General features: G+C 72.0%; 23 protein-coding genes. 18 read left to right on the top strand and 5 right to left on the bottom strand.

Annotation, left to right across the window (positions count from 1 at the left end):
• Positions 1–39 precede the first annotated feature (39 nt).
• Positions 40–588, bottom strand: coding sequence for a GNAT family N-acetyltransferase (locus tag ACFWEJ_RS10720; protein ID WP_377229188.1), 549 nt, complete (start codon positions 586–588; stop codon positions 40–42).
• Between the two features lie 215 nt (positions 589–803).
• On the opposite strand from ACFWEJ_RS10720, the gene ACFWEJ_RS10715 reads away from it, so the two are divergent.
• Complete coding sequence (locus ACFWEJ_RS10715) at positions 804–2,030, top strand: pyrophosphate--fructose-6-phosphate 1-phosphotransferase (RefSeq protein WP_377229187.1); 1,227 nt, start codon at positions 804–806, stop codon at positions 2,028–2,030.
• 76 nt (positions 2,031–2,106) lie between these two features.
• On the top strand, positions 2,107–3,468 hold the full coding sequence (locus tag ACFWEJ_RS10710; protein WP_377229186.1) for a class II 3-deoxy-7-phosphoheptulonate synthase: 1,362 nt from the start codon (positions 2,107–2,109) through the stop codon (positions 3,466–3,468).
• 33 nt (positions 3,469–3,501) lie between these two features.
• Here the strand turns inward: ACFWEJ_RS10710 and ACFWEJ_RS10705 are convergent, their stop codons facing one another.
• Positions 3,502–3,867 carry an Rv2175c family DNA-binding protein gene (locus ACFWEJ_RS10705; RefSeq protein ID WP_377229185.1) on the bottom strand — a complete coding sequence of 122 codons (366 nt, stop codon included), beginning with the start codon at positions 3,865–3,867 and terminating at the stop codon, positions 3,502–3,504.
• A 118-nt stretch (positions 3,868–3,985) separates the two neighbouring features.
• On the opposite strand from ACFWEJ_RS10705, the gene pknB reads away from it, so the two are divergent.
• Positions 3,986–5,884 carry a Stk1 family PASTA domain-containing Ser/Thr kinase gene (pknB, locus tag ACFWEJ_RS10700; RefSeq protein ID WP_377229184.1) on the top strand — a complete coding sequence of 633 codons (1,899 nt, stop codon included), beginning with the start codon at positions 3,986–3,988 and terminating at the stop codon, positions 5,882–5,884.
• A 53-nt stretch (positions 5,885–5,937) separates the two neighbouring features.
• Here pknB and ACFWEJ_RS10695 read toward each other — a convergent pair whose 3' ends face one another.
• The gene (locus tag ACFWEJ_RS10695) at positions 5,938–7,101 is read right to left on the bottom strand and encodes a polyprenyl synthetase family protein (protein ID WP_377229183.1); all 1,164 of its coding nucleotides are present in this window, start codon (positions 7,099–7,101) and stop codon (positions 5,938–5,940) included.
• Positions 7,102–7,110: 9 nt separating this feature from the next.
• Positions 7,111–7,710, bottom strand: a complete 600-nt coding sequence (locus ACFWEJ_RS10690) for a hypothetical protein (RefSeq protein ID WP_377229182.1) — start codon at positions 7,708–7,710, stop codon at positions 7,111–7,113.
• 197 nt (positions 7,711–7,907) lie between these two features.
• Here ACFWEJ_RS10690 and ACFWEJ_RS10685 point away from each other — a divergent pair, with 197 nt between their 5' ends.
• From ACFWEJ_RS10685 to ACFWEJ_RS10665, 5 genes are all read left to right on the top strand, one after another.
• A complete protein-coding gene (locus ACFWEJ_RS10685) occupies positions 7,908–9,701 on the top strand; it encodes a DUF4192 domain-containing protein (RefSeq protein ID WP_377229181.1) in 1,794 nt (597 codons plus the stop codon).
• Positions 9,702–9,763: 62 nt separating this feature from the next.
• A complete protein-coding gene (locus tag ACFWEJ_RS10680) occupies positions 9,764–10,129 on the top strand; it encodes a universal stress protein (protein WP_377229180.1) in 366 nt (121 codons plus the stop codon).
• Between the two features lie 628 nt (positions 10,130–10,757).
• Positions 10,758–12,446, top strand: coding sequence for an RNA polymerase sigma factor (locus ACFWEJ_RS10675; RefSeq protein ID WP_377229179.1), 1,689 nt, complete (start codon positions 10,758–10,760; stop codon positions 12,444–12,446).
• A 119-nt stretch (positions 12,447–12,565) separates the two neighbouring features.
• On the top strand, positions 12,566–14,158 hold the full coding sequence (locus ACFWEJ_RS10670) for a SpoIID/LytB domain-containing protein (protein ID WP_377229178.1): 1,593 nt from the start codon (positions 12,566–12,568) through the stop codon (positions 14,156–14,158).
• Between the two features lie 103 nt (positions 14,159–14,261).
• Entirely contained in the window at positions 14,262–16,934 is a 2,673-nt protein-coding gene (locus ACFWEJ_RS10665; RefSeq protein WP_377229177.1) for a LamG-like jellyroll fold domain-containing protein, read from the top strand.
• A 147-nt stretch (positions 16,935–17,081) separates the two neighbouring features.
• On the opposite strand, the gene ACFWEJ_RS10660 is transcribed toward ACFWEJ_RS10665, so the two are convergent.
• A complete protein-coding gene (locus ACFWEJ_RS10660) occupies positions 17,082–17,288 on the bottom strand; it encodes a hypothetical protein (protein WP_020014335.1) in 207 nt (68 codons plus the stop codon).
• Between the two features lie 231 nt (positions 17,289–17,519).
• On the opposite strand from ACFWEJ_RS10660, the gene ACFWEJ_RS10655 reads away from it, so the two are divergent.
• The 10 genes from ACFWEJ_RS10655 to ACFWEJ_RS10610 all read left to right on the top strand — a co-directional run.
• A complete protein-coding gene (locus ACFWEJ_RS10655) occupies positions 17,520–19,643 on the top strand; it encodes a type IIA DNA topoisomerase subunit B (RefSeq protein WP_377229176.1) in 2,124 nt (707 codons plus the stop codon).
• Positions 19,644–19,711: 68 nt separating this feature from the next.
• The gene (locus ACFWEJ_RS10650; RefSeq protein WP_377229175.1) at positions 19,712–20,161 is read left to right on the top strand and encodes a DUF4430 domain-containing protein; all 450 of its coding nucleotides are present in this window, start codon (positions 19,712–19,714) and stop codon (positions 20,159–20,161) included.
• Positions 20,140–20,784, top strand: coding sequence for a DUF6580 family putative transport protein (locus ACFWEJ_RS10645; protein ID WP_377229174.1), 645 nt, complete (start codon positions 20,140–20,142; stop codon positions 20,782–20,784). The genes ACFWEJ_RS10650 and ACFWEJ_RS10645 overlap by 22 nt, the downstream gene beginning before the upstream one ends.
• Positions 20,785–21,085: 301 nt before the next feature.
• The gene (locus tag ACFWEJ_RS10640) at positions 21,086–22,513 is read left to right on the top strand and encodes a lipase family protein (protein ID WP_377229173.1); all 1,428 of its coding nucleotides are present in this window, start codon (positions 21,086–21,088) and stop codon (positions 22,511–22,513) included.
• Positions 22,514–22,762: 249 nt separating this feature from the next.
• Positions 22,763–23,059 carry a WXG100 family type VII secretion target gene (locus ACFWEJ_RS10635; RefSeq protein ID WP_182617607.1) on the top strand — a complete coding sequence of 99 codons (297 nt, stop codon included), beginning with the start codon at positions 22,763–22,765 and terminating at the stop codon, positions 23,057–23,059.
• Between the two features lie 4 nt (positions 23,060–23,063).
• A complete protein-coding gene (locus ACFWEJ_RS10630; RefSeq protein ID WP_377229172.1) occupies positions 23,064–23,345 on the top strand; it encodes a hypothetical protein in 282 nt (93 codons plus the stop codon).
• 72 nt (positions 23,346–23,417) lie between these two features.
• Positions 23,418–24,866 carry a hypothetical protein gene (locus ACFWEJ_RS10625; protein WP_377229171.1) on the top strand — a complete coding sequence of 483 codons (1,449 nt, stop codon included), beginning with the start codon at positions 23,418–23,420 and terminating at the stop codon, positions 24,864–24,866.
• Complete coding sequence (locus ACFWEJ_RS10620) at positions 24,863–25,585, top strand: hypothetical protein (RefSeq protein WP_377229170.1); 723 nt, start codon at positions 24,863–24,865, stop codon at positions 25,583–25,585. Before ACFWEJ_RS10625 ends, ACFWEJ_RS10620 begins: the two co-directional genes overlap by 4 nt.
• Entirely contained in the window at positions 25,582–26,361 is a 780-nt protein-coding gene (locus ACFWEJ_RS10615) for a hypothetical protein (protein ID WP_377229169.1), read from the top strand. Before ACFWEJ_RS10620 ends, ACFWEJ_RS10615 begins: the two co-directional genes overlap by 4 nt.
• Positions 26,362–26,446: 85 nt before the next feature.
• A partial coding sequence (locus ACFWEJ_RS10610; protein WP_377229189.1) for a WXG100 family type VII secretion target occupies positions 26,447–26,609 on the top strand: 163 nt, incomplete at its 3' end.

The raw sequence follows: 26,609 nt of genomic DNA, 5'->3' as shown, positions 1-26,609 counted from the left end.
ACGATGGACCGATCTCGAAGCAACCGACCGAAGTCGTTCCTAGCTGGTCGTGAAGGAGATCCAGGTGTCCGGCGGCAGGTCCGGGCGGCCCGGGACGGCGCGGTGCTCCTCCGTCCAGGCCGCGCCGACGGCGTCCGTGGCCACCGCCCGCCAGAACCGGACCGCCGGCGGGTTGGCGTCCTGGAACGCGACGTCCCAGCGGCCGGGGAACGCGGCCAGCACGTGGGCCGCGAGCTCCCGCCCGACGCCGATGCGTCGCACGCCGCGCACCACGAAGAACGAGCTGAGCACGCGGGTCGGCTCGTCGAGCCCGCGCACCAGCGCGAACCCGACGGGTGACGGCGGCGCGCCGGCGGGCTCCAGGTGCGCGACGACGCCGCGCCAGCCCGGGTCCGTGAACGCCGCGTCCAGCCGCTCGCGCCGGAACTGGCCGCTCGGATCGGGCAGCGCGCCGGAGACCTCGGACATGTCGTGCCGGAACAGGAGCCACAGCCGCTCCAGGACCGGCTGGTCGGCCGATGTCGTGGGCCGGATCGTCAGTCGTGCGGGCGGGGTCTGCGGCGTGTTCGTCATCACGGAGTTCGTCATAACGGAAAGCCTCCCGGGCCGCTAGGCGCCGGGAGGCTCACCGACATTCTCTCATGCGCGGGCCGCCGTCCGACAGTGCCCGTCCGGAGGTGCTCAGTCACCGGACGTGCCGAGCGCCACCCCCGGCGCTCAGTAGGATGACGACGAAGGGTGCCGCGCGGGCGAACGCCGGCCGTGGTGCCCCCGAAATTTCCCTGATGAGAGGTGCTCCTCCGATGGCTGTTCGTCGTGTGGCCCTGCTGACCGCCGGCGGCTTCGCGCCCTGCCTGTCGTCCTCGGTAGGCGGTCTGATCGAGCGTTACACCGAGCTCGACCCCGAGATCGAGATCATTGCCTACCTGCACGGCTACCACGGCCTGCTGACGGGCAACAAGATCGAGATCGGCGACGAGGCTCGCAAGCAGGCCCCTGCTCTGCACAAGTTCGGCGGCTCGCCGATCGGCAACTCGCGCGTGAAGCTGACCAACGTCAAGGACGCGATCAAGCGCGGCCTCGTCAAGGAGGGTCAGGACCCGCTGCACGTCGCCGCGGAGCAGCTCAAGGCCGACGGCGTGGACGTGCTGCACACCATCGGTGGTGACGACACCAACACGACGGCCGCCGACCTCGCCGCCTACCTGCACGAGAACGGCTACGAGCTGACCGTCGTGGGCCTGCCCAAGACGATCGACAACGACGTGGTGCCGATCAAGCAGTCGCTCGGCGCGTGGACCGCCGCCGAGGAGGGCGCGAAGTTCGCGGCCAACGTCATCGGCGAGAACCGCGTGGGTCCGCGCATGCTGATCGTGCACGAGGTCATGGGCCGCCACTGCGGCTGGCTGACCGCGGCCACGGCGCAGTCCTACCGCGGCTGGCTCGACGAGCAGGAGTGGGCCCCGGCCCTCGGCCTGTCGCGCGAGCGCTGGGACGTGCACGCCGTGTTCCTGCCGGAGCTCGAGATCGACCTGGAGGGCGAGGCCAAGCGCCTGCGCGGCGTCATGGACGAGATCGGCAACGTCAACATCTTCCTGTCGGAGGGTGCGGGCATGCACGAGATCGTGGCCCAGCTCGAGGCGGCCGGCGAGACCGTGGAGCGCGACCCGTTCGGGCACGTGAAGCTCGACACGATCAACCCCGGCCAGTGGTTCGCCAAGCAGTTCGCGGAGAAGCTGGGCGCCGAGAAGGTCATGGTGCAGAAGTCCGGCTACTTCTCGCGCGCCGCGGCCGCCAACTCCGAGGACCTGCGCCTCATCAAGTCGATGACGGACTACGCGGTCGAGTGCGCGCTGCGCGGCGAGTCCGGCGTCATCGGCCACGACGAGGAGGACGGCGACCGGCTCAAGGCCATCGCGTTCCCGCGGATCGCCGGCGGCAAGGCGTTCGACGTCTCGCAGGAGTGGTTCGGCCAGATCCTCGCCGAGATCGGCCAGCCGCTCGTGCCGGCCGCTCCCGCGGAGCACTGAGCACCGTGCGGGCACCACTGGCGTCACAGGTAGTAGCGGTATCGCTGGTAGCACCGGCACGGCGGACGGCGGTCCGATGAGCACCGTGGCCGACCCGGCCGAGCGCGCCGCCGGTCCGGCGGGGCTGGACCACTACCGCACGCTGGAGGCGCGCCAGCAGCCGACGTGGCCGGACCCGGCCGCGCTGGCGGCCGCCACCGGCCGCCTGGCCCAGGCCGCGCCCATCGTGGTGCCCGCACAGGCCGACACCCTGACCGAGCGGCTCGCCGCCGCCGGCCGGGGCGAGGCGTTCCTGCTCCAGGGCGGGGACTGCGCGGAGACGTTCGCCGAGGCGAACGCCGACCGCATCCGCAACAAGATCCGCACCATCCTCCAGATGGCGGTGGTGCTCACGCACGGCGCGAGCACGCCCGTGGTGAAGATGGGCCGCATGGCGGGCCAGTACGCCAAGCCGCGCTCCAGCGACACCGAGACGCGCGACGGCGAGACGCTGCCGGCCTATCGCGGCGACATGATCAACGGGTTCCCGTTCACGCCCCAGTCCCGGATCCCCGACCCGGAGCGGCTGGAGCAGGCCTACCGGATCTCGTCGGCCACGGCGAACGTCGTGCGGGCCTTCACGCAGGGCGGCTTCGCCGACCTGCGGCAGGTGCACGAGTGGAACCGCGGCTTCATGAGCAACCCCGCCTACGCGCGGTACGAGAAGACGGCGGACGAGATCGACCGGGCCATCCGGTTCATGCACGCGTGCGGTGCCGACTTCGACGCGCTGCGCTCCGTCGAGTTCTACCTGAGCCACGAGGCCCTGGTGCTCGACTACGAGCGGGCGCTGACCCGCACCGACCAGCGCACCGGCAACGCCTACGACACCAGCGCCCACTTCCTGTGGATCGGCGAGCGCACGCGCCAGCTCGACGGCGCCCACGTCGACTTCATGTCCCGGATCGCCAACCCCATCGGCGTGAAGCTGGGCCCGACGACGACGCCGCACGACGCGCTGGCCCTCACCGAGCGGCTCAACCCGGACAACGTGCCCGGGCGCCTCACGTTCATCACGCGCATGGGCGCGGGCCAGGTCCGCGACGTGCTGCCGTCCCTGGTCGAGGCCGTGACCTGGTCCGGCGCGAACGTCACCTGGGTCACCGACCCCATGCACGGCAACACCATCACGTCGGACAGCGGGTACAAGACCCGCCGGCTGACGGACGTGCTCGACGAGGTGGCCGGGTTCTTCGAGGTGCACAAGGCGCTGGGCACCGTCCCGGGCGGCCTGCACATGGAGCTCACGGGCGACGACGTCACCGAGGTGCTCGGCGGCAGCGAGGAGATCTCCGACGCCGGCCTCGCGCTGCGCTACGAGACGCTCGTGGACCCGCGGCTGAACCACCAGCAGTCGCTGGAGCTGGCCTTCCAGGTCGCGGAGATGCTCCGCCGGTAACGGGTAGGGCGGCGCAGGTCGGGTCAGCGCGGGTCAGAGCAGCGTCTGCGCCACCCGGCGCACCGCTGCGCGCTTGCCGCCGATCAGGGCGTCCACGGGCCGCTCACCGAGCTCGTCGTTGGGCGTGAACAGCCACTCGAGGATCTCCGCCTCGGTGAACTGCGCGTCGGACAGCACCATGATGGTGCCGCGGAGCGTCGGGATCACGCCGGGGCGGCCCTCGACGTCGGGCAGCACGAAGATCGCCGGGACCTGGAAGGTCGTGCGCTCGCCGCGCTTGATGCCGACGACGTGCCGGTCGCTCACCAGGCCGCGGGCCTTGCCGACCTCGATGTCGAGGGACTCGGCGAGGTCAGGGAGGGTCAGCCATTCGCCCACGAGGGCGTCGAGATCTGTCACGGGAGAAGCCTAGGCGACGCGGCCCGGGCCCGTGACACGGCAACGATCCGGCAACGGCCCGCCGTCCGGTATGCGCGTTCCGGCCTGGCCGTGGGTGGTCACCCGTACACTCCCACCCGTGGCTCAGGTGACGGCAGACCCTCTCATCGGCCGCCTGGTCGACGGGCGGTACGAGATAGTCGCGCGCGTGGCGCGCGGAGGAATGGCCACGGTGTACCGCGCCCACGACACGCGGCTCAACCGTGAGATCGCCCTGAAGGTGATGCACCCGCACCTCGCCGAGGGCGACCAGGCCGCGAGCTTCCGGCAGCGGTTCGAGCGTGAGGCCCGGTCGGCCGCCGGCCTGCAGCACCACGGCGTCGTCGCCGTCTACGACCAGGGCACCGACGGCGACATGCGCTACCTGACCATGGAGTACGTGCCGGGCACCAACCTGCGCCAGCTCATCCGCGACGGCGACCTCACGCTGCGCCGCTCGTTCGCGATCCTCGACGTGGTGCTCTCCGCGCTCGCCGCCGCGCACGCCAAGGGGATCGTGCACCGCGACATCAAGCCGGAGAACGTGCTGCTGGAGGAGGGCACCGGGCGGCCCAAGGTGGCCGACTTCGGCCTGGCCCGCGCCATCTCCGAGGTGTCGAACACGACGACGGGCACGATCCTCGGCACGGTGGCCTACCTCGCGCCGGAGACCATCGCCACGGGCCACGTCGACGCGCGCGCCGACGTGTACGCCGTCGGGATCCTCGCGTTCGAGCTGTTCACCGGTCGCCTGCCGCACGAGGGGGAGGGGCCCATCCAGGTCGCGTTCGCGCACGTCAACACCGACGTCCCGCCCGTGAGCGCGTTCGCCGGCCACCTGGGACGCCCGCTCGACGTCCTGGTCCGCGCGCTAACCGCGCGGGACCCGGACCGACGCCCGCACGACGCCGCGGTGGCGCTCGACGCCCTGCGCAGCACGTTCCGGCAGATCCCGAACGAGGTGCTGGACATTCCCACGAAGGTGGCGCCGCCGCCGTCGTCCGCCGCGGTGAAGGCGGCGCGCACCGCGGTCGTGGAGCGGCCGCCGGCCGGCCAGTGGGTGGTGCCGCAGCAGCAGACGCCGCCGCCTCCGCCGCCACCGCCCGCGCCCCGGCCGCGCCGCGGCGGCAAGATCCTGCTCGGCATCGCGCTGGTCGCGGTCCTGTTCAGCGCCTGGTGGTACACGCAGAACGGCCCGGGCGCCTACACGGTGGTCCCCGACGGCGTGGTGGGCGTGGCCGTGGCCCAGGCCGAGGAGGCGCTCAACGAGGCGGGGCTGACGTCGACGAGCGTGAAGCAGCACGACTCGGACGTGCCCGAGGGCGAGGTCATCTCGGTGGCCCCCGACGAGGGGCGGCGCTCGCTGCGCGACGAGCCCGTGCGCCTGGTGGTCTCGCTCGGGCCGGAGGTGGCCGAGGTGCCGGCGGGACTGGTGGGCATGACCGAGGAGCAGGCCCGCGCGGCACTGCGCGACGTCGGCCTCGTCGACGTCGAGGTCTCGCGCGAGTACTCCGCCGACGTGGCGCGCGACCAGGTGATCTGGGCCTCCGTGCGCGACGGCGGCACCGTCCCGACCGACGAGACCGTGCGGCTCACCGTCTCCGACGGGCCCCCGCCGGTGACCGTGCCGGAGCTGACGGGCCTGTCCGCGGCCGAGGCGGAGGACGCGCTGGCCGCCCAGGGGTTCGACGTCGCCCGGGAGGACAAGTTCGACAAGAAGGCCGAGGCCGGGACCGTGATCCGGACCCAGCCGGGCGGGGGGAAGGGCGCCGAGCCGGGCAGCACCGTCACGATCGTGGTGAGCATGGGCGCCCAGGGCACCGTGCCCGACGTCGTCGGGATGTCCGTCGAGGACGCCCAGGCCCTGCTCGACGAGGCCGGCTACACGTCGACGGTGCGCGGGTTCGGCGAGCTGTTCGACGAGGGCGTCAAGGAGACCGAGCCCGTGGCGGGGGAGAAGCTGAAGAAGGGCGAAGAGGTCACCATCTGGACCTGGTGAGCTGGGTCTGGTGAGCTGGGACTCGGTGCGAGGCTGGGCTGGGCCGGTGAGGCTCAGGCCGTCCGGTCGACCGCCGCGTGGGCGAGATCGGTGAGCAGGCCGCGGCCGGGCTCCGCCAGGTCCGCCAGGTCCAGCAGCGCGTGGCCCCGCACGGCGAGGTCGGCGATGAGCTGCTCGACGGCGTCCAGCGCGCCGGAGCCGACGATGACCTCGCGCACCCGCGCCACGTCGTCGTCGGACAGGTCGGGGTTGCCGAGGGCGGCGACCAGGACGGCAGCCTCGGGGCCGTCGGCGTCGGGCAGCAGCGCCAGCGTGCGGGCCACGACCACCGTGCGCTTGCCCTCGCGCAGGTCGTCACCGGCGGGCTTGCCCGTGACGGCGGGATCGCCGAAGACGCCCAGCACGTCGTCGCGGAGCTGGAACGCCTCGCCCAGCGGCTTGCCCGCCGCCTCGATCCCGGCCGCCGCCTGCGGGCCCGCGCCGGCCAGCAGCGCCCCCAGGGCGAGCGGGGCGGCCACGGAGTAGCTCGCGGTCTTGGCGCGCAGCACGTTCCGGGCGCGCTCCTCGTCGGCGGCGGGGTCCTGGCCCCACGGCTCCGCCTGGACCAGGACGTCGAGGAACTGGCCCACGACCACCTCGCTCTGCATCTCGTCGAAGCGGGCGCGGGTCGCCTCTGCGACGTCCGCGGGCAGCGGCGCGAGCGCCGCCGACAGCTCGCGCTGGGCGGCCAGGAGCACCAGGTCGCCGATCAGGATGGCGGCGGAGTCGCCGAACCGCACCGGCTCGCCGGCCCAGGCCGCGACGGCGTGCTTCGCGGCGAACGCGCGGTGCGCCGTCGGGCGGCCGCGGCGGGTGTCGGAGTTGTCCATCACGTCGTCGTGCAGCAGGGCCGCGGCCTGGAACAGCTCGAGCGCGGCGCCCACCCGGACCGTCGCGATGCGGGCGGGGTCGGCCGGGTCGGCGGAACCGCCGTGCGCGCGGAACGACCAGTAGCAGAACGCGGCCCGCAGCCGCTTGCCGCCCGCCAGCAGCCCGGCGGCCTCCTCGACCATGGCCTCGGCGCTCGGGCCGATCGTCCCGACCTCGGCCGCCAGCCGGGCGAGGTGGGCGCTCACGGCGGCGTCGACGTCGCCGCGAAGATGCTCGGCGTCGACGAGGGCGGCGGGGTTCAGGGGGGCGGGGCTCAGAGCGGTGGGACGGGCAGGTGAGACGGGCACGGCACCAGCCTATGGGGTGCGGACGGTGCCGCTGATCGAGCCGAGGCGGCGCTCCCCGTCGTCCAGCACGCCCACCACGAGCGACTCCTGCACCTCGCCCGACTTCTCCTTCGTGATGCGCAGGAACGCGGTCTGGGCGGTGAGGCCGCTCGCGTCCGGCGCGTCGATGCGCCGGAAACCCTGCGCCGTGAGGATCTTCTCGGCCTGCTTGATCACCTGGTCCGTCGGCCGGCTCGACGACAGGTTGAGCGTGACCTGGGTCATCGGGACGCCCTTGGTCTTCGACCCCTTCGACCCCGCGGCCGCGGGCACGGGCTGCGCCGACGAGGCGAGCAGCGTCGCGTCGTCGGGCATCGGGAACAGCTCGGGCGGGAAACCCTGCGCGTAGGTGGCCACCGCGGACGACGGGTCGAAGGTCGGCAGGTCGGTGGGCCCGCCGGTCGCGGCGCTGCTCGGGCCGGGGCTGGCGGTGCCGCCCGTGGTGGTGTCGTCCGTGGTGCTGCCCGCCGCGGACTGCTCGGTCCCGGCGCCGCACCCCGTGGCGGCGAGCGCCAGCCCGACGGCGGCGGCGAGCGCGGCCGTGCGGCGGGCTGTGGCGAAGCGGGGCACGTCGCACACCGTAGCCGTACGGGCCCGGGTGACGACAGCGTGCGGTGTTCGGTGGTGATGCGCGTGCTGTCATGAGCGTGCGTGATGAGACCGTCGGGACGGGGCGGTGCGGGAGCGAGCGCGACCACAGGAAGCGCGTTGTCCACACGGCCCGCCCGGGCGCGCAGCGGTCCCGCCGGCGGGCTGAGATCGTCCACATGAACCCCGACAACGGCACGGACCGGGACGGCGTCCCGAACGACAACCCCGCGTATGCCAGCCCTGCCTCTGCCAGCCCCGCCTCTGCCAGCCCTGCGTACGGCGGCCCCGCCAACGACAACTCCCGTCGCGACCTCCCGGGGAACGCCATCCCCGGGTACGGCATCTCCCCGGAGGGCCTCCGCCGGACGGCGGTCCCGAACCCCCGACAGGTCTCTAGCGCTGTACAGGTCCCGAACGCCCTGGTGGTCCGCGTCGCCGGGCCGGAGGACCTCCTCGCCTACGTCCCGTACCGGCTCGGTTTCGAGCCCGTCGAGTCCGCGGTGGTGGTGAGCCTGACCGGCCCCCGCCAGCGGGTCGGGCTCGTGGCCCGGGTCGACCTGACCGACCTCCGCCTGCGCCGTCCGGGCGACCCCGACGGTCCCGACGGCGCGGCCACGGCCCGCTGGCTGGCCGACCACGTGGTGGCGGACGGCGCGGACCGGGCCGTCGTGGTGCTGTACACCGCCACGGACGTCACAGCGCCGTCGGGCGCCGCACGGCGCGCGGCGGACCTGCTCCGGGCGCGGCTCGACCGGCGGCTCCCGGGGACCGAGGTCTGGCTCGTGACGCCGACGGGCTTCCGGGCGCTCGACTGCGCCGACCCCATGTGCTGCCCCGCGCAGGGCCGGCCGTTGTCCGCGCTCCAGGGCACCCGTGTCGCCGCCCACATGGTCCTGGAGGGCCGTACCGTGGCCGGCACCCGCGAGGAGCGGTACACCCTGCGGGCCGCGCCGGAGGCCGCCCGCACGCAGGCGCGGCGGGCCGCGGCGCGCTGGACCGACACCTACCGCCGGCTGCTGAGCCGGACCAGGTTCCCGAACGGCGGCGGCCCGGTCGGCGGTCCCGTCGCAGGCGCGGCATTCGGCCTGGGGCCGGCCGGGAACACCGCCGGAACCTCCGGAGGCACAGCCAGCAGCACGGCCAGCAGTACGGCCAGCAGCACAGCCAGCAGTACGGCCAGGGGCGCGGCCAGGGGCGCGGCCCGGACCGCGGCCGCGAGCCCCGCCGGGGGCACCACCCGGAGTGCCTCCCGGAGTGCCGGCCGGGGCATCGCCATGCGGGCCGAGCAGGTCGCGCAGGCCGAACGGGCGCTCGCCGACTGGGGAGCGGAGAGCCTGGGCCTGTGGCGCGCCGCGGTGCGGGCCACGGCGCGCGCGACGCCCGGGGAACGCGTGCCGCTCTCCCCGGTGGACCTGGGCAAGATCGGTGCGGCGCTCGCGGACACGCCCGTCCGGGACGCGGTGCTGCTCAGCCTCGTGCCGGGCACGGCGGAGACGGCGCTCCGCACCGCGCGGCGGGAGGCCGACGGTGATACGGACCAGTCCACCGGAGCGGTCATGGCGCAGATCGTCGACCCGCAACGGGGCATCCCGCCCGACGAGGACATCACCCGGCCGGCCCGCGCCGTGCTGGAGGCCGTGGTCAGGCACGTGCCCCGGAACCGGAGGGCCCCGGCATACCTGCTGCTGGCGCTCGTGGCCTGGTGGCACGGCGACGGCGGGCTGGCGGCCGAGCGGGTGTCGGACGCGCTGGGGGTGGACCCGGACTACCGGCTCGCGCTCCTCCTGCGCAGCGCGATTGTCGGGGGTGTCCCGCCGGGCTGGGTGCGGCGGGAGCAGGCCCTGTTCCACGGCGACTCCCGCAGTGACGCCCGCAGCGATTCCCACGGTGACGCCCGCGCCGACTCCTGCGCCGATTCGTCAGGCGACACTCGCGGCGACGGCGGTTCGGACGCGATGGCTGCCGTGTGAGTGCGGTGCGAGCGCCGTGTGCGGCATCGACCGGGCCGCGGTGTGGGGTAGCGTCGGCTGACATGACGATCGTCGTCGGCCACCTCGCCACGTCCGAGGGCCGTGAGGCCCTCAGCACCGCTGTCACCGAGGCCCGGGAGCGCAGTGCCCCGCTGGTCGTCGTCACGAGCGGGAAGCGTCCCGTCGACGAGTGCCAGGCCGAGCTCGACGAGCTCGCGAGCGGCCCGGCTGCCGGTCTCGACGTGCGCGTCGAGGAGGGCACCGGCGACCTCGCCGAAGACCTGATCCGTGCTGCCACGAGGACCGGCGCCGAGCTGATCGTGATCGGCCTGCGCAAGCGCAGCCCCGTCGGCAAGCTCATCCTCGGCGCGGGTGCGCAGCGGATCCTCGTCGAGGCGCCGTGCCCGGTGCTCGCCGTCAAGGTCTGATCTCGCAGCGCCTGATCCCGCGGGCGTCCAGTCCCGCGGCGTTCGATCTGCCTGCGGGTGATCCTGGGGCGACTGGTCCCGCGGGCGCCCGATCCCGCGGGCGCCCGATCCGCGGCGTTCGATCTGCTTACGGGTGATCCTGCGGCGACTGATCCCGCCGGCGACTGATCCGGCTGCGACTGATCCGGCGGTGTCGGCCAAGTCGGCCGCGGGTGAGCTGCGGGTGATCCCGAGGCGATCTTCGGTCGGGTCCAGACCCGGTCGGCCGCCCGGGTCTCGACCAGGTCGAGGCGGGCCCTGACCAGGTGCGTCAGGTCCTGACCGGAGCCGGCGCTGCCGGACCGCCGGCCTGGGCCTGGTCCCACGCCTGGTCTCGCGCCTGGTCCAGGACAGATTCGCCGCAGATTCGCCGAACTGGGAATGGTGCGGGGGTGCCAGTCGTTGACTCTTGGCACGCGAAATCAGAAACCCCGTGGGATGGTCCCGCCCGACGTGACTTCGCACTGACTTTGCCCATATCACCGCGTTCGTCGCGGGGTACAGGGAGGCCGACGGTACAATATATATGTTCGCCGGCGGAAGAAGAAGGTCCAGTGACGGCCCCGCCGGCGGTACACCGCCCCCTCGAATGCCGAAAGGTCGGTTTGTGGCGCCCACTCCGCTGAAAGCCCCCCAGGACACCGCTCCTGTCCCTGCACGCGACAACCTGCCCCGTGAGTTCGAGCATCCTGCCTTGCAGGAGCTTCTCGCTCGCGGTGCCGCCGACGGCTCGGTCGACGCCGAGAATTTCCGGCGTGCATGCGAGACGGCGCAGGTCGGTGACGCCAAGCGGCTGAAGGCGGTGCTGCGCGCACTGGCCAACGCCGGTGTGCAGGTGGGGCTCCCTACTGTTACCAAGGTGGCCGCGGCGTCGGCCACCCGTTCCACAGCGGTCGCCGCCAAGGCGCCCGCCGACGAGGCGGAGGCCTCCGCGAAGCCGGCCCGGCGCACCCGGGCGACGGCGGCGAAGACCACGACCGCCAAGAAGTCGACTCCGGCGCGCTCCACGGCGAAGCCGAAGGACGACGACGAGATGCCCGACGACGTCGATCTCGAGTTCGACGACGTCGACGATGATGACGAGGCAACGACGAGCACGCGCAAGAAGCCGGCGGCGAAGGCCGGCGCGAAGAAGCCTGCTGCTCGGGGCAAGTCGAAGTACGACAACATCGAGCCCGACGGCGTCGCCGTCGAGGACCCCGAGGACGAGGCCGACTCCGGTCCCGAGACCGTCACCAAGACGACTCGCGGCCGAGCCGGCAAGACGGCCAAGGAAGGCGACGAGAGCTCCGGCTTCGTCGTCTCCGACCGGGACGACGACGACCAGCCCGCACAGCAGGTCGTCACCGCCGGTGCCACGGCCGACCCGGTCAAGGACTACCTGAAGCAGATCGGTAAGGTCGCGCTGCTGAACGCGGAGCAGGAGGTCGAGCTCGCGAAGCGCATCGAGGCCGGCCTGTTCGCGGAGGAGCGCCTTGCCACGACGGAGTTCGACCGGAACGACAAGGACCAGCGCCGCTTCGAGCGCGACCTCAAGTGGATCGCGCACGACGGCAAGCGGGCCAAGAACCACCTGCTGGAGGCCAACCTCCGCCTCGTGGTCTCGCTCGCCAAGCGCTACACGGGCCGCGGCATGCTGTTCCTGGACCTGATCCAGGAGGGCAACCTCGGTCTGATCCGTGCGGTCGAGAAGTTCGACTACACCAAGGGCTACAAGTTCTCGACCTACGCGACCTGGTGGATCCGGCAGGCGATCACGCGTGCCATGGCCGACCAGGCCCGCACCATCCGCATCCCGGTGCACATGGTCGAGGTCATCAACAAGCTGGCCCGCGTCCAGCGCCAGATGCTCCAGGACCTGGGCCGCGAGCCCACGCCGGAGGAGCTGGCCAAGGAGCTGGACATGACCCCCGAGAAGGTGGTCGAGGTCCAGAAGTACGGCCGCGAGCCCATCTCGCTGAGCACCCCGCTCGGCGAGGACGGCGACAGCGAGTTCGGTGACCTCATCGAGGACTCCGAGGCCGTCGTCCCCGCGGACGCCGTGTCGTTCACGCTGCTCCAGGAGCAGCTGCACCAGGTTCTCGACACCCTCTCGGAGCGTGAGGCCGGCGTGGTCTCCATGCGGTTCGGCCTGCAGGACGGCCAGCCCAAGACGCTCGACGAGATCGGCAAGGTCTACGGCGTGACGCGCGAGCGCATCCGGCAGATCGAGTCCAAGACGATGTCGAAGCTGCGCCACCCGTCGCGGTCGCAGGTGCTGCGCGACTACCTCGACTGAGCACGAACGACTGGGCGCGATCTACCCAGCCCCGGGCAACGACCCGGGACCGACGCCGGGCGGGTGAACTTCTTCGGAAGGTCACCTGCCCGGCGTCTTCGTATGGGAGCGTGCCCGATGTGTCCCCATCGATCAGCGCCGCTCCCGGAGCACGACGTGTCCGGACGCTCGCGGCGGTCCTCGTCACGTTTCTCACCGCCACGTTCCTCACGGTCGGCCTGTCCGCCGTCCCCGCCGCCGCGGCGGGGTACACGCTGACGGCGTCCGGCACGGCCACGACCACGGCGGCCACCGCCAAGACGCTCTCGGTGGTCTACCGCTACAACGGCGCCGCCCGGAAGAACGCGTCGGTGGCCGTCCAGCAGTACCGGGACGGCGCCTGGGTCCGGATCAAGACCGTGACCACGGGTTCCACCGGCAAGGCGACGACGTCGGTGAAGCCGTCCGCCACCACCAAGTACCGCTTCAAGACGGTCCATGCCACCAGCGCCACCCTCACGGTGACGGTCGTGCCGGGTTCGTGGGCGATCGCCGGCTCGGGCAACGGGCACGGCGTGGGCATGGCGCAGTACGGCGCCTACCAGATGGCGCGCACCGGGAGCACGGCGGCGCAGATCCTGGGGTACTACTACCCGGGCGCGACCGTGGGCACCGCCGCCAACCCGCTGACGTCGATCGACGTCCAGGTGCTGGGCAAGGCGGCCGACCCTGCCACCACCACGATCAGCCTGTCCGCGGGCTCTTGGCGGCTGCTCGACGGCGCGCAGGCGCAGCTCGCCACCGGCACCTCGGCCCGCAAGCTCTCGATCGCCCGGACCACGGCGGGCGTGACCGCCAAGATCACCGAGAACGGCACGGTGCGCCAGACGATCAGCGCCCGCCGCACGCTCTTTCTCGAGTGGACGGGCACGGACTACTGGACGGGTACCCCCGGCACCGTGACCGTCTCCGGGGCGCAGGGCAGCTACCGGCACGGCCGCCTGCGGCTCACCAGCCCCAACCCGCGGCCCAACGTGGTCAACCAGGTGGTCCTCAACGACGAGTACCTCTACGGGCTCGACGAGATGCCGTCCCTGTGGGGTACCAGCGGCTACGGCGGCGCCGCCGCGCTCCAGGCGCAGGCGATCGTCGCGCGCAACTACGCCATCCTGGCCAAGACCGCGGGCCTGAAGGCTTCGTGCGACTGCCACCTCTACGACGACACGAGCAGCCAGAACTACACCGGCTGGAAGAAGGAGGGCGGCGAGGCGGGCTCGACGTGGCGCGCCGCCGTCGACGCCACCCGGCAGGACGCCGCCTCGACCGTCTCGATCGTGCGCAACCCCGCCGGCGGGATCGCCGAGACGCCCTACTTCGCCTCGACCGGTCGCGGCGGCGGCTACTCCGGCACCACGAACAACCAGGACGCGTTCGGCACCGCCGCGCAGTCCCACCTCGCGCACGTCGCCGACCCCTACTCGGCGCAGGCGCCGGGCAACCCGAACACCTCCTGGACCGGGACGCTCACGCAGACGAAGGCGAAGGCCGTCTTCGACCTGGCCTGGGTCAAGTCCGTCAAGGTCACGGCCCGCTACTCCAGCGGCCAGATCAAGACGATGCAGGCGGTCTCGGTCCAGGGCACCACCCGGAATCTGACCAAGACGGCGGAGGGGTGGCGCACCACGCTCGGGTTCCGGGCCTCCTGGGCGGACACGGTGACGGCGCGGAAGTGAGCTGAATGTGGGGTAGGCGGCGCGACGGCCGGACGTTACGGTAGCCCCTGGCAACGATGCCTCCGTGTTGCCGACCGTGTTCGGGACCAGAAAGGTGACGCCGATGTCGCTAGCAAGGTCGCACCGCAGCCCGTCGTCCGCCCACCCCGCACCAGCCGACGCCCCACCTCGTGCCAGCCGTCGCACCCGCCGTCGCCTCGGCGCGGCGTTCGCGGCCCTGGCCGCGAGCGCCGTGCTCGCCGTGGTGCCGGGGACGGCCGCTCCGGCCGCCACGCCGGACGCAAACCCGGGCGCAAGCCCGGGCGCCGGCCAAACTGCCGGCCAGACAGCCGGTCAGGCGACGTGGCCGGTCACCGACGCCCACCTGCCCACCCCGTGGACGCAGGACGTGACGCTTGACAACGCGCTGCCGGAGTACCCACGGCCGCAGCTCACGCGCGACCGCTGGGAGAACCTCAACGGCCTGTGGGAGTTCGCGGGGGCGGCCGAGGGCGAGGCCCCGCCGTTCGGCGAGACGCTCGCCGAGGAGATCCTGGTGCCCTACCCGACGGAGTCGGAGCTGTCGGGCGTCGACCGGCACGAGGACCACATGTGGTACCGCCGCACGGTTGAGGTCCCGGCGTCCTGGCGCACCGGCGGCCAGCGCGTGGTGCTCAACTTCGGCGCCGTGGACCACACGGCCACCGTCTGGGTCAACGGGCAGGAGGTGGCCCACCACGAGGGCGGCTACGGCCGGTTCTCCGCGGACGTCACCGACGCCCTGACGGCGTCGGGCCCGCAGGAGGTGCTGGTCGGGGTGACCGACCGCACGGACGCGACCTGGCAGCCCGTCGGCAAGCAGCGCAACGTCCCGGACCGCGGGATCTTCTACGAGGGCGCCTCCGGGATCTGGCAGACCGTCTGGATGGAGCCGGTCGCCGCGAGCCACGCCACGAAGCTCGACATGACCACCGACGTCGACACCAGCACCCTGACGCTCACCGTCGAGGGCAGCGCGCCCGCCGACGGCCGGCAGGTCGACGTCGTCGTCCGCGCGAGCAGCACGAAGGGCAGCGCCGTCGCGAAGGGCAGGGCCGGCAAGGGCAAGGCCGTGGCCCAGGCGGCCGGGACCGTGGGCGACGCGATCTCGGTACGCGTGCCCCGTGCCCACCTGTGGACGCCGGACGACCCGTACCTCTACGACCTGGAGGTCCGCGTCCGCGACGCGCGCGGCAAGGTCGTCGACACGGTCGGCTCGTACTTCGGCATGCGCGAGATCGGGATCGCGCCCGGCGCGGACGGGCGCAACCGCGTCACGCTCAACGGCGAGGTCGTCTTCCTGCTCTCCACGCTCGACCAGGGCTACTGGCCGGACGGCATCTACACCGCGCCGACCGACGAGGCGCTCGCGTTCGACCTGGAGCAGCACAAGGAGCTCGGCTTCAACACGGTGCGCAAGCACATCAAGGTGGAGCCGGACCGCTGGTTCTACCACGCCGACCGGCTCGGCCTGCTGGTGTGGCAGGACATGCCGGCGATGAAGCCCGGCCGTCCGCCGGTCGAGGCGCAGGAGCGGTTCGAGCGCGAGCTGCACGAGATGGTCGACCAGAACTCGAGCTGGACCTCGGTGATCGGCTGGGTGCCCTTCAACGAGGGCTGGGGCGAGTGGTCCCAGGAGGCGACCGGGCGGATCGCCCGTGAGGTCAAGGCGCAGGACCCGACCCGGCTCGTGAACGCGCACTCCGGAGTCAACTGCTGCGACTCGCTGGGGGACAGCGGCGCGGGCGACGTCATCGACTGGCACCAGTACGTGGGCCCGGCCCAGCCGGTCCCGGACGCCACGCGCGCCTCGATCGACGGCGAGCACGGCGGGTTCGGCCTCGAGGTGGACGGGCACATGTGGTTCGAGGACGGCCACGCCTACGAGATGACGCCTGACGTCGCCACCCTCACCCGGCGCTACGTCGAGAACCAGGAGGACGTGCTCACCGCCGCGCAGCAGTGCGGCATCAGCGGCTCGATCTACACGCAGATCACGGACGTCGAGCACGAGGTCAACGGCTTCTTCACCTACGACCGGCAGGTCGAGAAGATGGACTTCGGCCAGGTGCGTGCGGTGAACGACTCGATCATCGAGGGCGCGGACGGCTCGGGCGGGGAGCCGCCCGTCGTCGACCCCGGGACGCCCGGCCTGGCCGGGGTGCACGCGTGGGGCCTCGACGAGGGCGCGGGCACCGTGGCCGCGGACGGCGTCGGCGATGCCGACGCGACGCTGACGGGCACCACCTGGGCCGACGGCGTGACGGGCGGCGCCCTGTCCTTCGACGGCGCCGGCGAGGCCGACACGGGGCGGACGCTGGTGCGCACCGACGGCTCGTACAGCGTCTCGGCGTGGGCTCGGCTGGACGTGGCCGACGGCGGTTTCCAGACCGTCGTCAGCCAGGACACCGGCGGCAACAGCGCGTTCTTCCTGCAGTACTCGGGGCAGGACCAGCGCTGGGCGATGAGCTTCGTCGGCGCGCGTGCGCTGTCGCCGACCAAGCCGGAGCCGGGCCGCTGGTACCACCTGACGGGCGTGCGTGACGCCGCGACGGGCGAGCTGTCGCTCTACGTGGACGGCGAGCGGGTCGCGACGAGGAACGTCTGCACTGCGCCCGAGACGCAGGGGCCGCTCGTGATCGGCCGCGGCCAGTACGGCGGCAACGAGGTCGACCACCTGCGCGGTGACGTCGACGACGTCCGGATCTTCGACCGGGCGCTGACCGCCGAGGAGGTGGCGCAGCTCGCGGCGGGCTGAGGCTGCGGCGAGTCCCGCCCGGGAGTCGTACCCGGACATGATCGAGCCCGGACATGACGACGCCGGCGGTGGGTCACCCTTCGGGGTGGCTCACCGCCGGCGGCAGTCTGTCGGCGTCTGTGGTCCGGTGGTCGTCCGGCCTGGGTGTCAGGCCTGGCCGTGCTCCGCGTGGAGCCGGTCGGTCTCGTCCTGGACATGGGTGGCGACGTCCGCGTAGGCGGACGCGTGTGCGCGCGCGTGGTGGCCGCAGAAGAGCAGCTCGCCCACGGGCAGAACGACGCGCACGTAGGCCTGCGCGCCGCAGCGGTCGCAGCGGTCGAGGGCGGTGAGCGGTTCGGTCGTCAAGGTCGTCACATCTCCATCCAACCATTCGCTCGCGCGGTTCATGCCGGCCCGGGTGGGCGGTTCGCTGCGAGCATAGCGGCGTCGCTCACACTTCTGGTCCCCTTCCGCCCCCAATTGCGCTGAAAGGGTAATTTCCGTCATCGGGTGAAAACCGGCGTCACACGGCCGTTCGAAGGGCGTTCGCGTCGCGTCACGGGGTGCCTGACGTGGGTTGTCGGTGACCTCGTCTACGCTGTCGCCGTGACCGCAACGTCCGAGTCGTACACCGCTCGCCACCTGTCCGTCCTCGAGGGCCTCGAGGCGGTTCGTAAGCGTCCCGGTATGTACATCGGGACCACCGACTCCCGTGGCCTGATGCACTGCCTCTGGGAAGTCATCGACAACTCCGTCGACGAGGCCCTGGGCGGCCACGCCACGAAGATCGGCGTCGTGCTGCACGCCGACACCTCGGTGACCGTCTCGGACGACGGGCGCGGCATCCCCGTCGACATCGAGCCCAAGACGGGCCTGAGCGGCGTCGAGGTGGTCTACACCAAGCTGCACGCGGGCGGTAAGTTCGGCGGCGGCTCCTACCAGGCGTCCGGCGGTCTGCACGGCGTCGGCGCCTCCGTGGTGAACGCGCTGTCCTCGCGCCTCGACGTCGAGGTGGACCGCGGCGGCAAGACGCACCGCATGACCTTCCACCGGGGCGAGCCGGGCACGTTCGCCGACCCGGCCTCGGGCCCGAGCCCGGACGCGGCGTTCCACCCCTTCGTGGACCACTCCGAGCTCGGTGTGGTCGGCAAGGTGCCGCGCGGCCGCACCGGCACGCGCGTGCGCTACTGGGCCGACCGGCAGATCTTCCCCAAGTCCGCGGTGTTCAGCTACGACGAGCTGGTCACCCGCGTCCGGCAGACCACGTTCCTGGTGCCGGGCCTCGAGATCGTGGTGCGGGACGAGCGCGGCCTGCCCGGCACGCCGGGCGAGAACGGCCCGCACGAGGAGTCCTTCAAGCACACCGGCGGCGCGGCCGACTTCGTCGAGTTCCTGGCCCCCGACTCGCCCGTCACGGCGACGTGGGTGCTGCAGGGCTCGGGCAACTTCACCGAGACGGTGCCGGTGCTGGACGAGCGCGGCCACATGTCGCCGCGCGAGGTGCAGCGCGAGTGCGAGGTCGACATCGCGCTGCGCTGGGGCACGGGCTACGACACCGAGGTGCGCTCGTTCGTCAACATCATCTCGACCCCCAAGGGCGGCACGCACCTGACGGGCTTCGAGCAGGGCCTGCTCAAGGTGATCCGCAAGGGCGTGGAGACCAACGCCCGCAAGCTGAAGGTCTCCACCAAGGACGGCGCGGAGCGCATCGAGAAGGACGACGTGCTCGCGGGCCTCACGGCCGTGGTCACGGTGCGGCTGTCCGAGCCGCAGTTCGAGGGGCAGACCAAGGAGGTGCTGGGCACCGGCCCGGTGCGCGGAATCGTCACCCGGGTGGTCGAGAAGGAGATCCAGGCCCGCCTGACCTCCGCGACGCGCGACGGCAAGACGCAGGCCTCGCTGCTCCTGGACAAGATCGTCGCCGAGATGCGCGCCCGCATCACGGCCCGCAAGCAGAAGGAGATCTCGCGCCGCAAGAACGCGCTGGAGACCTCGTCGCTGCCGGCCAAGCTGGCGGACTGCCGCTCGAACGACGTGGACCGCTCCGAGCTGTTCATCGTCGAGGGCGACAGCGCGCTCGGCACCGCCAAGCTGGCCCGGTCCAGCGACTTCCAGGCGCTGCTGCCGATCCGCGGCAAGATCCTGAACGTCCAGAAGGCGTCGATCAGCGACATGCTCCGCAACGCGGAGTGCGCGGCCATCATCCAGGTGCTCGGCGCGGGCTCCGGCCGGTCCTTCGACATCGAGGCCGCGCGCTACGGCAAGATCATCATGATGACCGACGCCGACGTGGACGGCGCGCACATCCGCACCCTCCTGCTGACCCTCTTCTACCGGTACATGAAGCCGATGGTGGAGGCCGGCCGCGTGTTCGCGGCGGTGCCCCCGCTGCACCGCGTCGAGGTGATCGGCAACGGCCGGCGCAAGAACGAGTACATCTACACGTACTCCGAGGCCGAGCTGGGCGTCACGCTGAAGAAGCTCGACCGGGCAGGCCGGCGCTACAAGCCGGACATCCAGCGGTACAAGGGCCTGGGCGAGATGGACGCCGACCAACTCGCGGAGACCACGATGGACCCGCGCCACCGCACGCTGCGCCGCGTGACCGCGGAGCACGCCGAGGCGGCCGAGCGGGCCTTCGAGCTGCTCATGGGCACCGACGTGGCGCCGCGCAAGGAGTTCCTCATCGCGGGGGCCGCCGAGCTCGACCGGTCCCGGATCGACGCCTGAGATCGACGCCGGGTTCGACGCCTGAGACGGCGGCGCCGTCGTGTGCACGCCGACCTAGACTGGCCGGCGTGAACACGACCTCCCGCCATCCCCTCCGGACCGTCGCCTCCGCGGCGGCCGCCCTGCTCGTCGCCGGCCTGCTCGCGGCCTGCGCCGGTACGACGGCGGAGCCGGAGCCGATGGTCTCGGCCACGCTGGGCCAGCAGTCGGACGCCGGGGCGGCGCCGTCCGCCGAGGCGTCGCTGTCGACCGACGCGTCGGGCGAGGTCGAGGGCCTGACCTACGGCGGCCGGACCGGTGCCACCGCCCTGGAGCTGCTGCTGGAGGCGGACCCGTCGGCCGAGGTCACGGGGGAGGGCGCCAACGCGTTCGTCACCGCGATCGGCGGCCGGGTCGCCGACGACTCGAAGAGCGAGTTCTGGTCGCTCACCGTGGACGGTGAGCTCGCGCAGGTCGGCGCCGGGGCGCTGGAGACCGAGGACGGTCAGGAGATCACGTGGACCCTCGAGACGTACTGATGCCGCCGTCGGGCGGGCGCGACGAGCCGGGCCACGATGCGGCGCGTCGTGACCTGACCGTCCAGGAGCTGGCCCACCGCTGGTGGCGGCCCGCCATCGTGGTGCTGGTGCTGGCCGCCGCTGTGGTGTGGCGGCTCGTCGCGCCGGGGCTCGGCGCACCCCCGAACCTGGAGATCGCCACCGCGGCGACCTTCCTCGCCGTGCTCCTGCTGCGCAACCGCTGGGCGGCCGTGGTGCCGTTCGCCGTGGTCGCGGTGAGCGACGCGGTGCTCGGCAACACGCAGATCATGTGGTTCACCTGGTCGGCGTGGGCCGTGGTGGGCGTCGGCGCGATCCTCGCGCGGCACCTGCGCGGACCCGGCCGGTACGCGGCCGCGCTCGGGGTGGGCGTGGGCGGGTCGCTGTGGTTCTTCGCGTGGACCAACTTCGGCGTCTGGCTGCTGGACGGGATGTACCCGTCGACCCTGGACGGGCTGCTGGCGAGCTACGTGGCGGGGCTGCCGTTCCTGCGCACCATGCTGCTCGGCAACCTGGTGCTGGTGCCGTTCGCCGCGCTGCTCGCCGGCCTGGTGGAGCGCGCCGAGACGGCCGCGTCGCCGGCCGCTGCGGTCGCCAAGGGCTGAGCCGCGGGAGAACTGTTCCCGACTTCGGTCGGTTGCATCGAGATCGGTCCATCGAGCGACCGATCTCGCTGCAACCGACCGATCTCAGTTATCCGGGGCGGGCGGCCGGCCAGCCGTGCCAGCCGTGCCCGGCGTGTCGGGTGTGCAGCCCTTGATCGCAGTGCTGGGCTCTGGTGCGGAAGCGGACACTTTTGTCCGGCTGCTGTTGTCTCCGCACTATTGCGGTTAGAGTCAGTAGCGGCCCGCTCGCGGGTGCGGGCGCTCAATGCCGAGCGTCCGAGGACCTCACCGAGGAGATCCGATGCCGCTCGTCAATCGTTCGAACGCTTCCCACGCCTCGTCCGCCGTCCCGAAGGCCGTACCCGACGCCGTCCGCGAGAGGGGCCGCAGGGCTGTTCCCCCGGCAGGCCGACACCGTGTCCCACTGCGCTGGACCGCCGTCGTCGCGGCCCTGACCGTGCTGGCTCTGCCCGCGGTCGCCGTCCCGGCCGCGGCGACGCCCGACCCGTCCGGCCCGTCCGGCGCTGCGTCCGCGTCGTCCGGCCCGTCCGATCAGGCAGACTCGGCGACCGGCCCTGTGTCCAGCCCTGCCTCTGACCCGGCGTCCAGCCCCGCGTCCGATGTGCCCGACGTCCCCGTCGTGCCGAACCAGGCCGTGCCGCTCGACGACTTCTACACCCCGCCGACGCCCCTGCCCGACGGCGCGAACGGCGAGGTGGTGCGGTGGCGCGAGGAGCCCCGGCAGCTCAGTGCCCGCAACTACCTGGTGATGTACCACTCGACGAACGCCACCGGCCAGGACATCCCGGTGACCGGCCGGGTGCTGGTGCCGACCACGCCCTGGCGGGGCGAGGGGCCGCGGCCGATCGTGTCCGTGGCGAGCGGGACGCGCGGCGTCGGCGACACGTGCGCGCCGTCGCGGTGGCTCGACTACGAGCGGCCGTTCATCGAGCCGATGCTGCTGGCGGGCTGGGCGGTCGTGGTGACCGACTACGAGGGGCTCGGGACGCCGGGCGGGCACACCTACGTCGTCGGGCAGTCGGAGGGGCGCACCGTCATCGACATCGTGCGCGCCGCCACGAACCTGCCGGCCACCGGGCTGCAGGCCGGGGGCAAGGTCGCGTTCTCCGGGTACTCGCAGGGCGGCGGGGGAGCGATGTGGGCGGGCGAGCTGCAGCCGGAGTACGCGCCAGAGCTCGACCTGGTCGGCGTCGCGGCGGGCGGTGTGCCCGCCGACCTCAGCGAGGTCGCCGACGGCCTCGACGGGAAGGTCGGCTTCGGGTTCCTCCTGTTCGCGGCCTACGGGCTCGACGCCGCCTACCCCGAGCTCGATCTCGGGTCCTACCTCAACGAGCGGGGCCGTGAGACGTACGAGCGGGAGAAGGACGCCTGTGTCGAGGCGACGATCGCCCACGCGTTCCAGAACATCGGGATGTTCACCTCGACCAACCCGCTCAAGTCGCCGCAGTGGCAGGCGCGGCTGGACGAGAACCGGCTCGGGGCCAACCCGCCCGACGTCCCGATCCGCCTCTTCCACGGGACGCTCGACGAGATCGTCGCGCCAGGCCAGGCCCGGGTGCTGCGGGACGAGTACTGCGCCGCCGGCGCGGAGGTCCAGTGGGAGTGGCACCTCGGCGAGCACGTCTCGACGATGGTGACCGGGGCGCCCGGCGTCATCACGTTCCTCGACCGGCGTTTCAAGGACCGGCCGTTCCTGGCCCACTGCTGAGCGCACTGCTGAGCGCACCGCTGAGCGCACTGCTGGGCGCACCTCTGAAGTCCATGCAAAAGCGCAGGTAGGACCCACTTTTCGCGCGTCCGACGACGGGTCCGGGGTGATCCCCGGGCCCGTCGTCGCCATGCCGTGTGCCGTTCCCCGGCTGTTCACTCGTGCGTCGCCGTCCGGTTAGTCCCATTGATGACGATTACCGCGTACGTGAGTCCGTCCGAGAACGACCAACGCACGAGGGGTTCCGCCATGGCCAACATCAATGTGACCTTCCAGCAGATGGAGGACGCTTCCCAGCGCATGAAGCAGGAGGCGGACGACATGCAGGCGAAGCTCGACCAGCTGCGCACCATGGTCGACAACCTGGTGCAGGACGGCTATGTCACGGACAAGTCCTCCAAGCGGTTCGACGAGTCCTACAAGGAGCTCGACAAGGGTGGCAAGCAGGTCATGGAGGGTCTGACCGGCATCGGCGAGTACCTCAAGCAGGCCGCTGAGGCGCTCCGGAAGACCGACGAAGAGCTCGCGAACGCCCTGAACAAGTAGTCCCGTGGCCGACCTCGTAGTCACGTCGGTCGCCGTCGACGAGGCCGCCGAGCAGCTGGCGGCGATCATCGACGAGTTCAAGAACATGGGAAAGCTGTGGGAGGACGGCACCGTCTGGGGCCACGACACGGTCAAGAAGGCCATGGACGACTTCGTCGAGGACTGGTGGGTCAAGCGGGAGAAGCTGACCACCAACCTCTCTGACCTGCAGAAGAAGATGGCGCAGGCCGCGGAGCAGTGGAACAACCTGGAGATCGAGCTCGCGGCGTCGTTCGACGAGCAGTAGTCCCACAGGCAGTAGTCCCACGGGCAGCAGTCCCACGAGCAGCAGTTCACGAGCAGCAGGAGGACGACGAGGATGGGCGACACCCGGGCCGGGGAATGGCATCTGCTCGACTACGACTCCGACCCCGTCCCGGCCGACGTGGCCGGGTTGGACCCGGTGATCAAGCACTACGAGGACATCGCGCTGGCGATGTCGACGCAGGCCAAGCTGCTCAAGAAGATCGGCGACGGCGACGAGACCCTGCTCAAGGGCAAGGCTGCCGACGCCATGCGCAAGCGCTCCCGGGAGAGCGCCGACGCGCTGAACAAGGCGTCCGGCCGGTACGACGACATCCGGGACGCGCTGCGTACCTTCCGCCCAGAGCTGGAGTACGCGCGCTCGGAGACGGGCCTGGCACTGACGGCGGCCCAGGACGCGGCCGCCGCCCAGAAGGGTGCCGAGGGCCTGCCCGACCCGGTGAACGCCGACCGGCCGGACGACGCCCCGCCGCTGACCGACAAGGAGAAGCAGGAGTCCGAGAGCCGCAGCGGCAAGATCAACGAGGCCAAGGGCGACCTGGAGACGGCAAAGGCCAAGGCACGCGCGGCCATGGTCAAGTTCGACGCCGCGGCAACCGCCGCCGCGAACAAGATCCGGGAGAACTGGGGCGACGACGGCCTGCACCACAGCGGCTGGGAAGCGTTCCTGCACAAGCTGAACAAGTTCCTCAAGAAGCTGGTCGAGATCCTGATGTACATCGGGATGGCGCTGGCGATACTCAGCATCCTCATCCCGGGCCTCGGCATGCTCACGCTGCTGAGCGTGATCGCGACCGTGGTCTCCGTCGCCGCGAGCTTCATCCTGGCCGTGCAGGGCGAGGGCAGCTGGCTGAGCGTCATCATCGGCATCCTCAGCCTCGGCCTGATCGGCGTCGCGGCCAAGATGGCGGGCTCGCTCAAGACCATCCAGGCCGCGCAGCTCGGCTCCAAGGTGAAGTTCACGCCGGGGGCGATCAAGGAGCTCAACAGCCTCGCGAGCCGGCTGGCCATCTACTCCAAGAACCCGATGCGTCCGTTCGACCGGTTCATGACCGGCAAGCTCGGCGCCCAGATCAAGCCGTTCACGAACTGGGGCAAGTTCATCCAGACCACTCGCGTGTCACCCGGCTGGTGGCAGATCGGCAAGCCGAACGCGTGGGTCAAGGGCGACTTCAGCAAGTTCGGCGCCTGGTTCAAGAACGACTCGAGCCGGTTCCTGGCCGCCGTCAAGGGCGGCCCGTGGCGCTGGGACCGGCTGATCGGCATCAGCGACATCAAGGACGTGCAGAAGATCAACGCGGCCCTCAGCCAGCTCGGGATCACCGGGTTCGCGATCAAACCGTGGATGTACATCGGCCCCATCTCGTACACGTTCGGGTGGTCCATGCGGCCGTTCAGCCTGATCAACCCGTCGAACTTCAACCCGACCGACCCGCGCTGGAGCCTCGACGGCTGGCGCGACGCCGACTACAGCGGCCTCTACTCGGAGCAGACGGGCCTGTGACGACACCGGAGACCAGCACGCCCAGCACGTCCAGCACGCCCAGCACGTCCAGCACCTCCAGCACGCCCAGCGGCCCGGCGTCGTCCTGGGAGTGGCGGCTGGACCTGCCCGACGGCTGGCTCGAGGTCCCGGGCGGCGTCACCGGGGCGTCCCACGACCTCGCCGCCTGGGAGCGCGGGGCCACGGCGGTCGTGCGTGAGTCGCTCGAGCCCGAACCCGATGAGTCCGGCACCCCGGTCGAGCTGGACGACGACGCGCGTGCCCACCTCGACGAGCTGGCCTTCGTCTCGGTGACGAACCTCCGGGCGTTCGCCGACGGCATGGCCCCCGGGGACCATCGCGTCGTCGCGGCCCTCGGGGTGCTGGGGCGCGGGCCGGTGCCGGTGCTCGTCGCCGTCGGGATCAGCGACCCGGCGGCGCCCGACGACGACCTCATGGCCGCGCTGGGCGCGACGGGCGGCCACCCCGCGGCGCCGCCCGCCGTCGAGTACCCCGACATGCCCGACGGCGACGGGGTGCGCGTGATCCGCCTCGACATCGGCGAGGAGTCCGGCGGCGCCTGGATGAGCGTGGGACTGGGGCGGCGCACCGAGCACCCGGACGCGGTGGTGGACACGGTGCTGGTCTGGCGCACCCAGGACCTCCTGCTCGGCGCGGCGATGGTGGAGCTGCTCGACCAGCTCATGCCCGCCGTGCTGATCGACCGGGCCGAGTCATGACCGGGCCAGCGGCAGGACCGGCGACAGGACCGGCGACAGGACCGGCCGCAGGACCGGAGGCGACGCCGACCGACACCTGGGCCTTCCTCCTGCCCCCGGGGTGGGCGCGGTTCCCGCTCGGCGAGGGACGCGGCAAGGAGCTGGGCGCCGCCGTCGACGAGGTCGTCGCACGCACGCTGCCCGGGGAGGGGGCGCTCGCGGGCGGCCCGCAGGACGACGACGTCGTGGCGCGCCGGGAGCTGCTCCGGGCCTCGCTCCGCGCGGCGCTCGCCGGTGCGGGCACGGGCACCGACGCCGAAGCGGGCACGAGCCCCGGGGGCAGCGCCAGCACCGGCGCCGTCTACCTCCCGACCGTTCCGATCGCCGGCATCGCCGTCCCGGCGTCGATCACCGAGACCGAGCTCTTCGGCGAGGTGGGGCGCAGCCCCGCCGAGGTCGCGGAGCGCGTGCTGGGCCGGACCCACGACACGTGCGAGTCGGTTGACCTGGACGGACGTCCGGGTGCGCGGGTGGTGCGGACCGGGCACGATGTGCACCGAGAGGGCGGTCGGCCGGCACGCTCCACGCGTGAGGTGACGTATGTCGTCTCCCGGGACGAGGCGGCCGGCGCCTGGCTGGTGCTGACTTTCAGCACCGGCTGGAGCAGCCGGGACACCGAGCGGCTGGCCGCGACGTTGGTCGAGTTCTTCGACGCCGTCATGACCACGTTCCGCTGGACCGGACCCGGCTCGAACCCCGTGAACCTGCCCGAACGGAGGGTCCCCGGATCCGCGTAGGGGATTACCCGAAGATTCACCCCAGGGGTGTCCGGTTCATGTACGATCGCCCTGTTTTCCACGAGGCAACCCGAGAGGACCGATCATGGCCAACATCAATGTGACCTTCCAGCAGATGGAGGACGCTTCCCAGCGCATGAAGCAGGAGGCGGACGACATGCAGCACAAGCTGGACCAGCTGCGTTCGATGGTGGACAACCTTGTCCAGGACGGCTACGTGACGGACAAGTCCTCCAAGCGGTTCGACG

The organism is Promicromonospora sp. NPDC060204 (assembly GCF_042728455.1).
In the GTDB taxonomy this organism is placed as follows: Bacteria; Actinomycetota; Actinomycetes; order Actinomycetales; family Cellulomonadaceae; genus Promicromonospora.
Note: the sequence above shows the minus strand (reverse complement) of the source record. Positions and strands in the feature narration are given on the sequence as shown.

Coding starts and splice junctions, on each gene's coding strand:
- ACFWEJ_RS10715 (WP_377229187.1), top strand. CDS start 804: ATGGCTGTTCGTCGTGTGGCCCTGCTGACCGCCGGCGGCTTCGCGCCC.
- ACFWEJ_RS10710 (WP_377229186.1), top strand. CDS start 2,107: ATGAGCACCGTGGCCGACCCGGCCGAGCGCGCCGCCGGTCCGGCGGGG.
- ACFWEJ_RS10685 (WP_377229181.1), top strand. CDS start 7,908: ATGAACCCCGACAACGGCACGGACCGGGACGGCGTCCCGAACGACAAC.
- ACFWEJ_RS10680 (WP_377229180.1), top strand. CDS start 9,764: ATGACGATCGTCGTCGGCCACCTCGCCACGTCCGAGGGCCGTGAGGCC.
- ACFWEJ_RS10625 (WP_377229171.1), top strand. CDS start 23,418: ATGGGCGACACCCGGGCCGGGGAATGGCATCTGCTCGACTACGACTCC.
- ACFWEJ_RS10665 (WP_377229177.1), top strand. CDS start 14,262: ATGTCGCTAGCAAGGTCGCACCGCAGCCCGTCGTCCGCCCACCCCGCA.
- ACFWEJ_RS10635 (WP_182617607.1), top strand. CDS start 22,763: ATGGCCAACATCAATGTGACCTTCCAGCAGATGGAGGACGCTTCCCAG.
- ACFWEJ_RS10640 (WP_377229173.1), top strand. CDS start 21,086: ATGCCGCTCGTCAATCGTTCGAACGCTTCCCACGCCTCGTCCGCCGTC.
- ACFWEJ_RS10720 (WP_377229188.1), bottom strand. CDS start 588: ATGACGAACTCCGTGATGACGAACACGCCGCAGACCCCGCCCGCACGA.
- ACFWEJ_RS10615 (WP_377229169.1), top strand. CDS start 25,582: ATGACCGGGCCAGCGGCAGGACCGGCGACAGGACCGGCGACAGGACCG.
- ACFWEJ_RS10675 (WP_377229179.1), top strand. CDS start 10,758: ATGCCGAAAGGTCGGTTTGTGGCGCCCACTCCGCTGAAAGCCCCCCAG.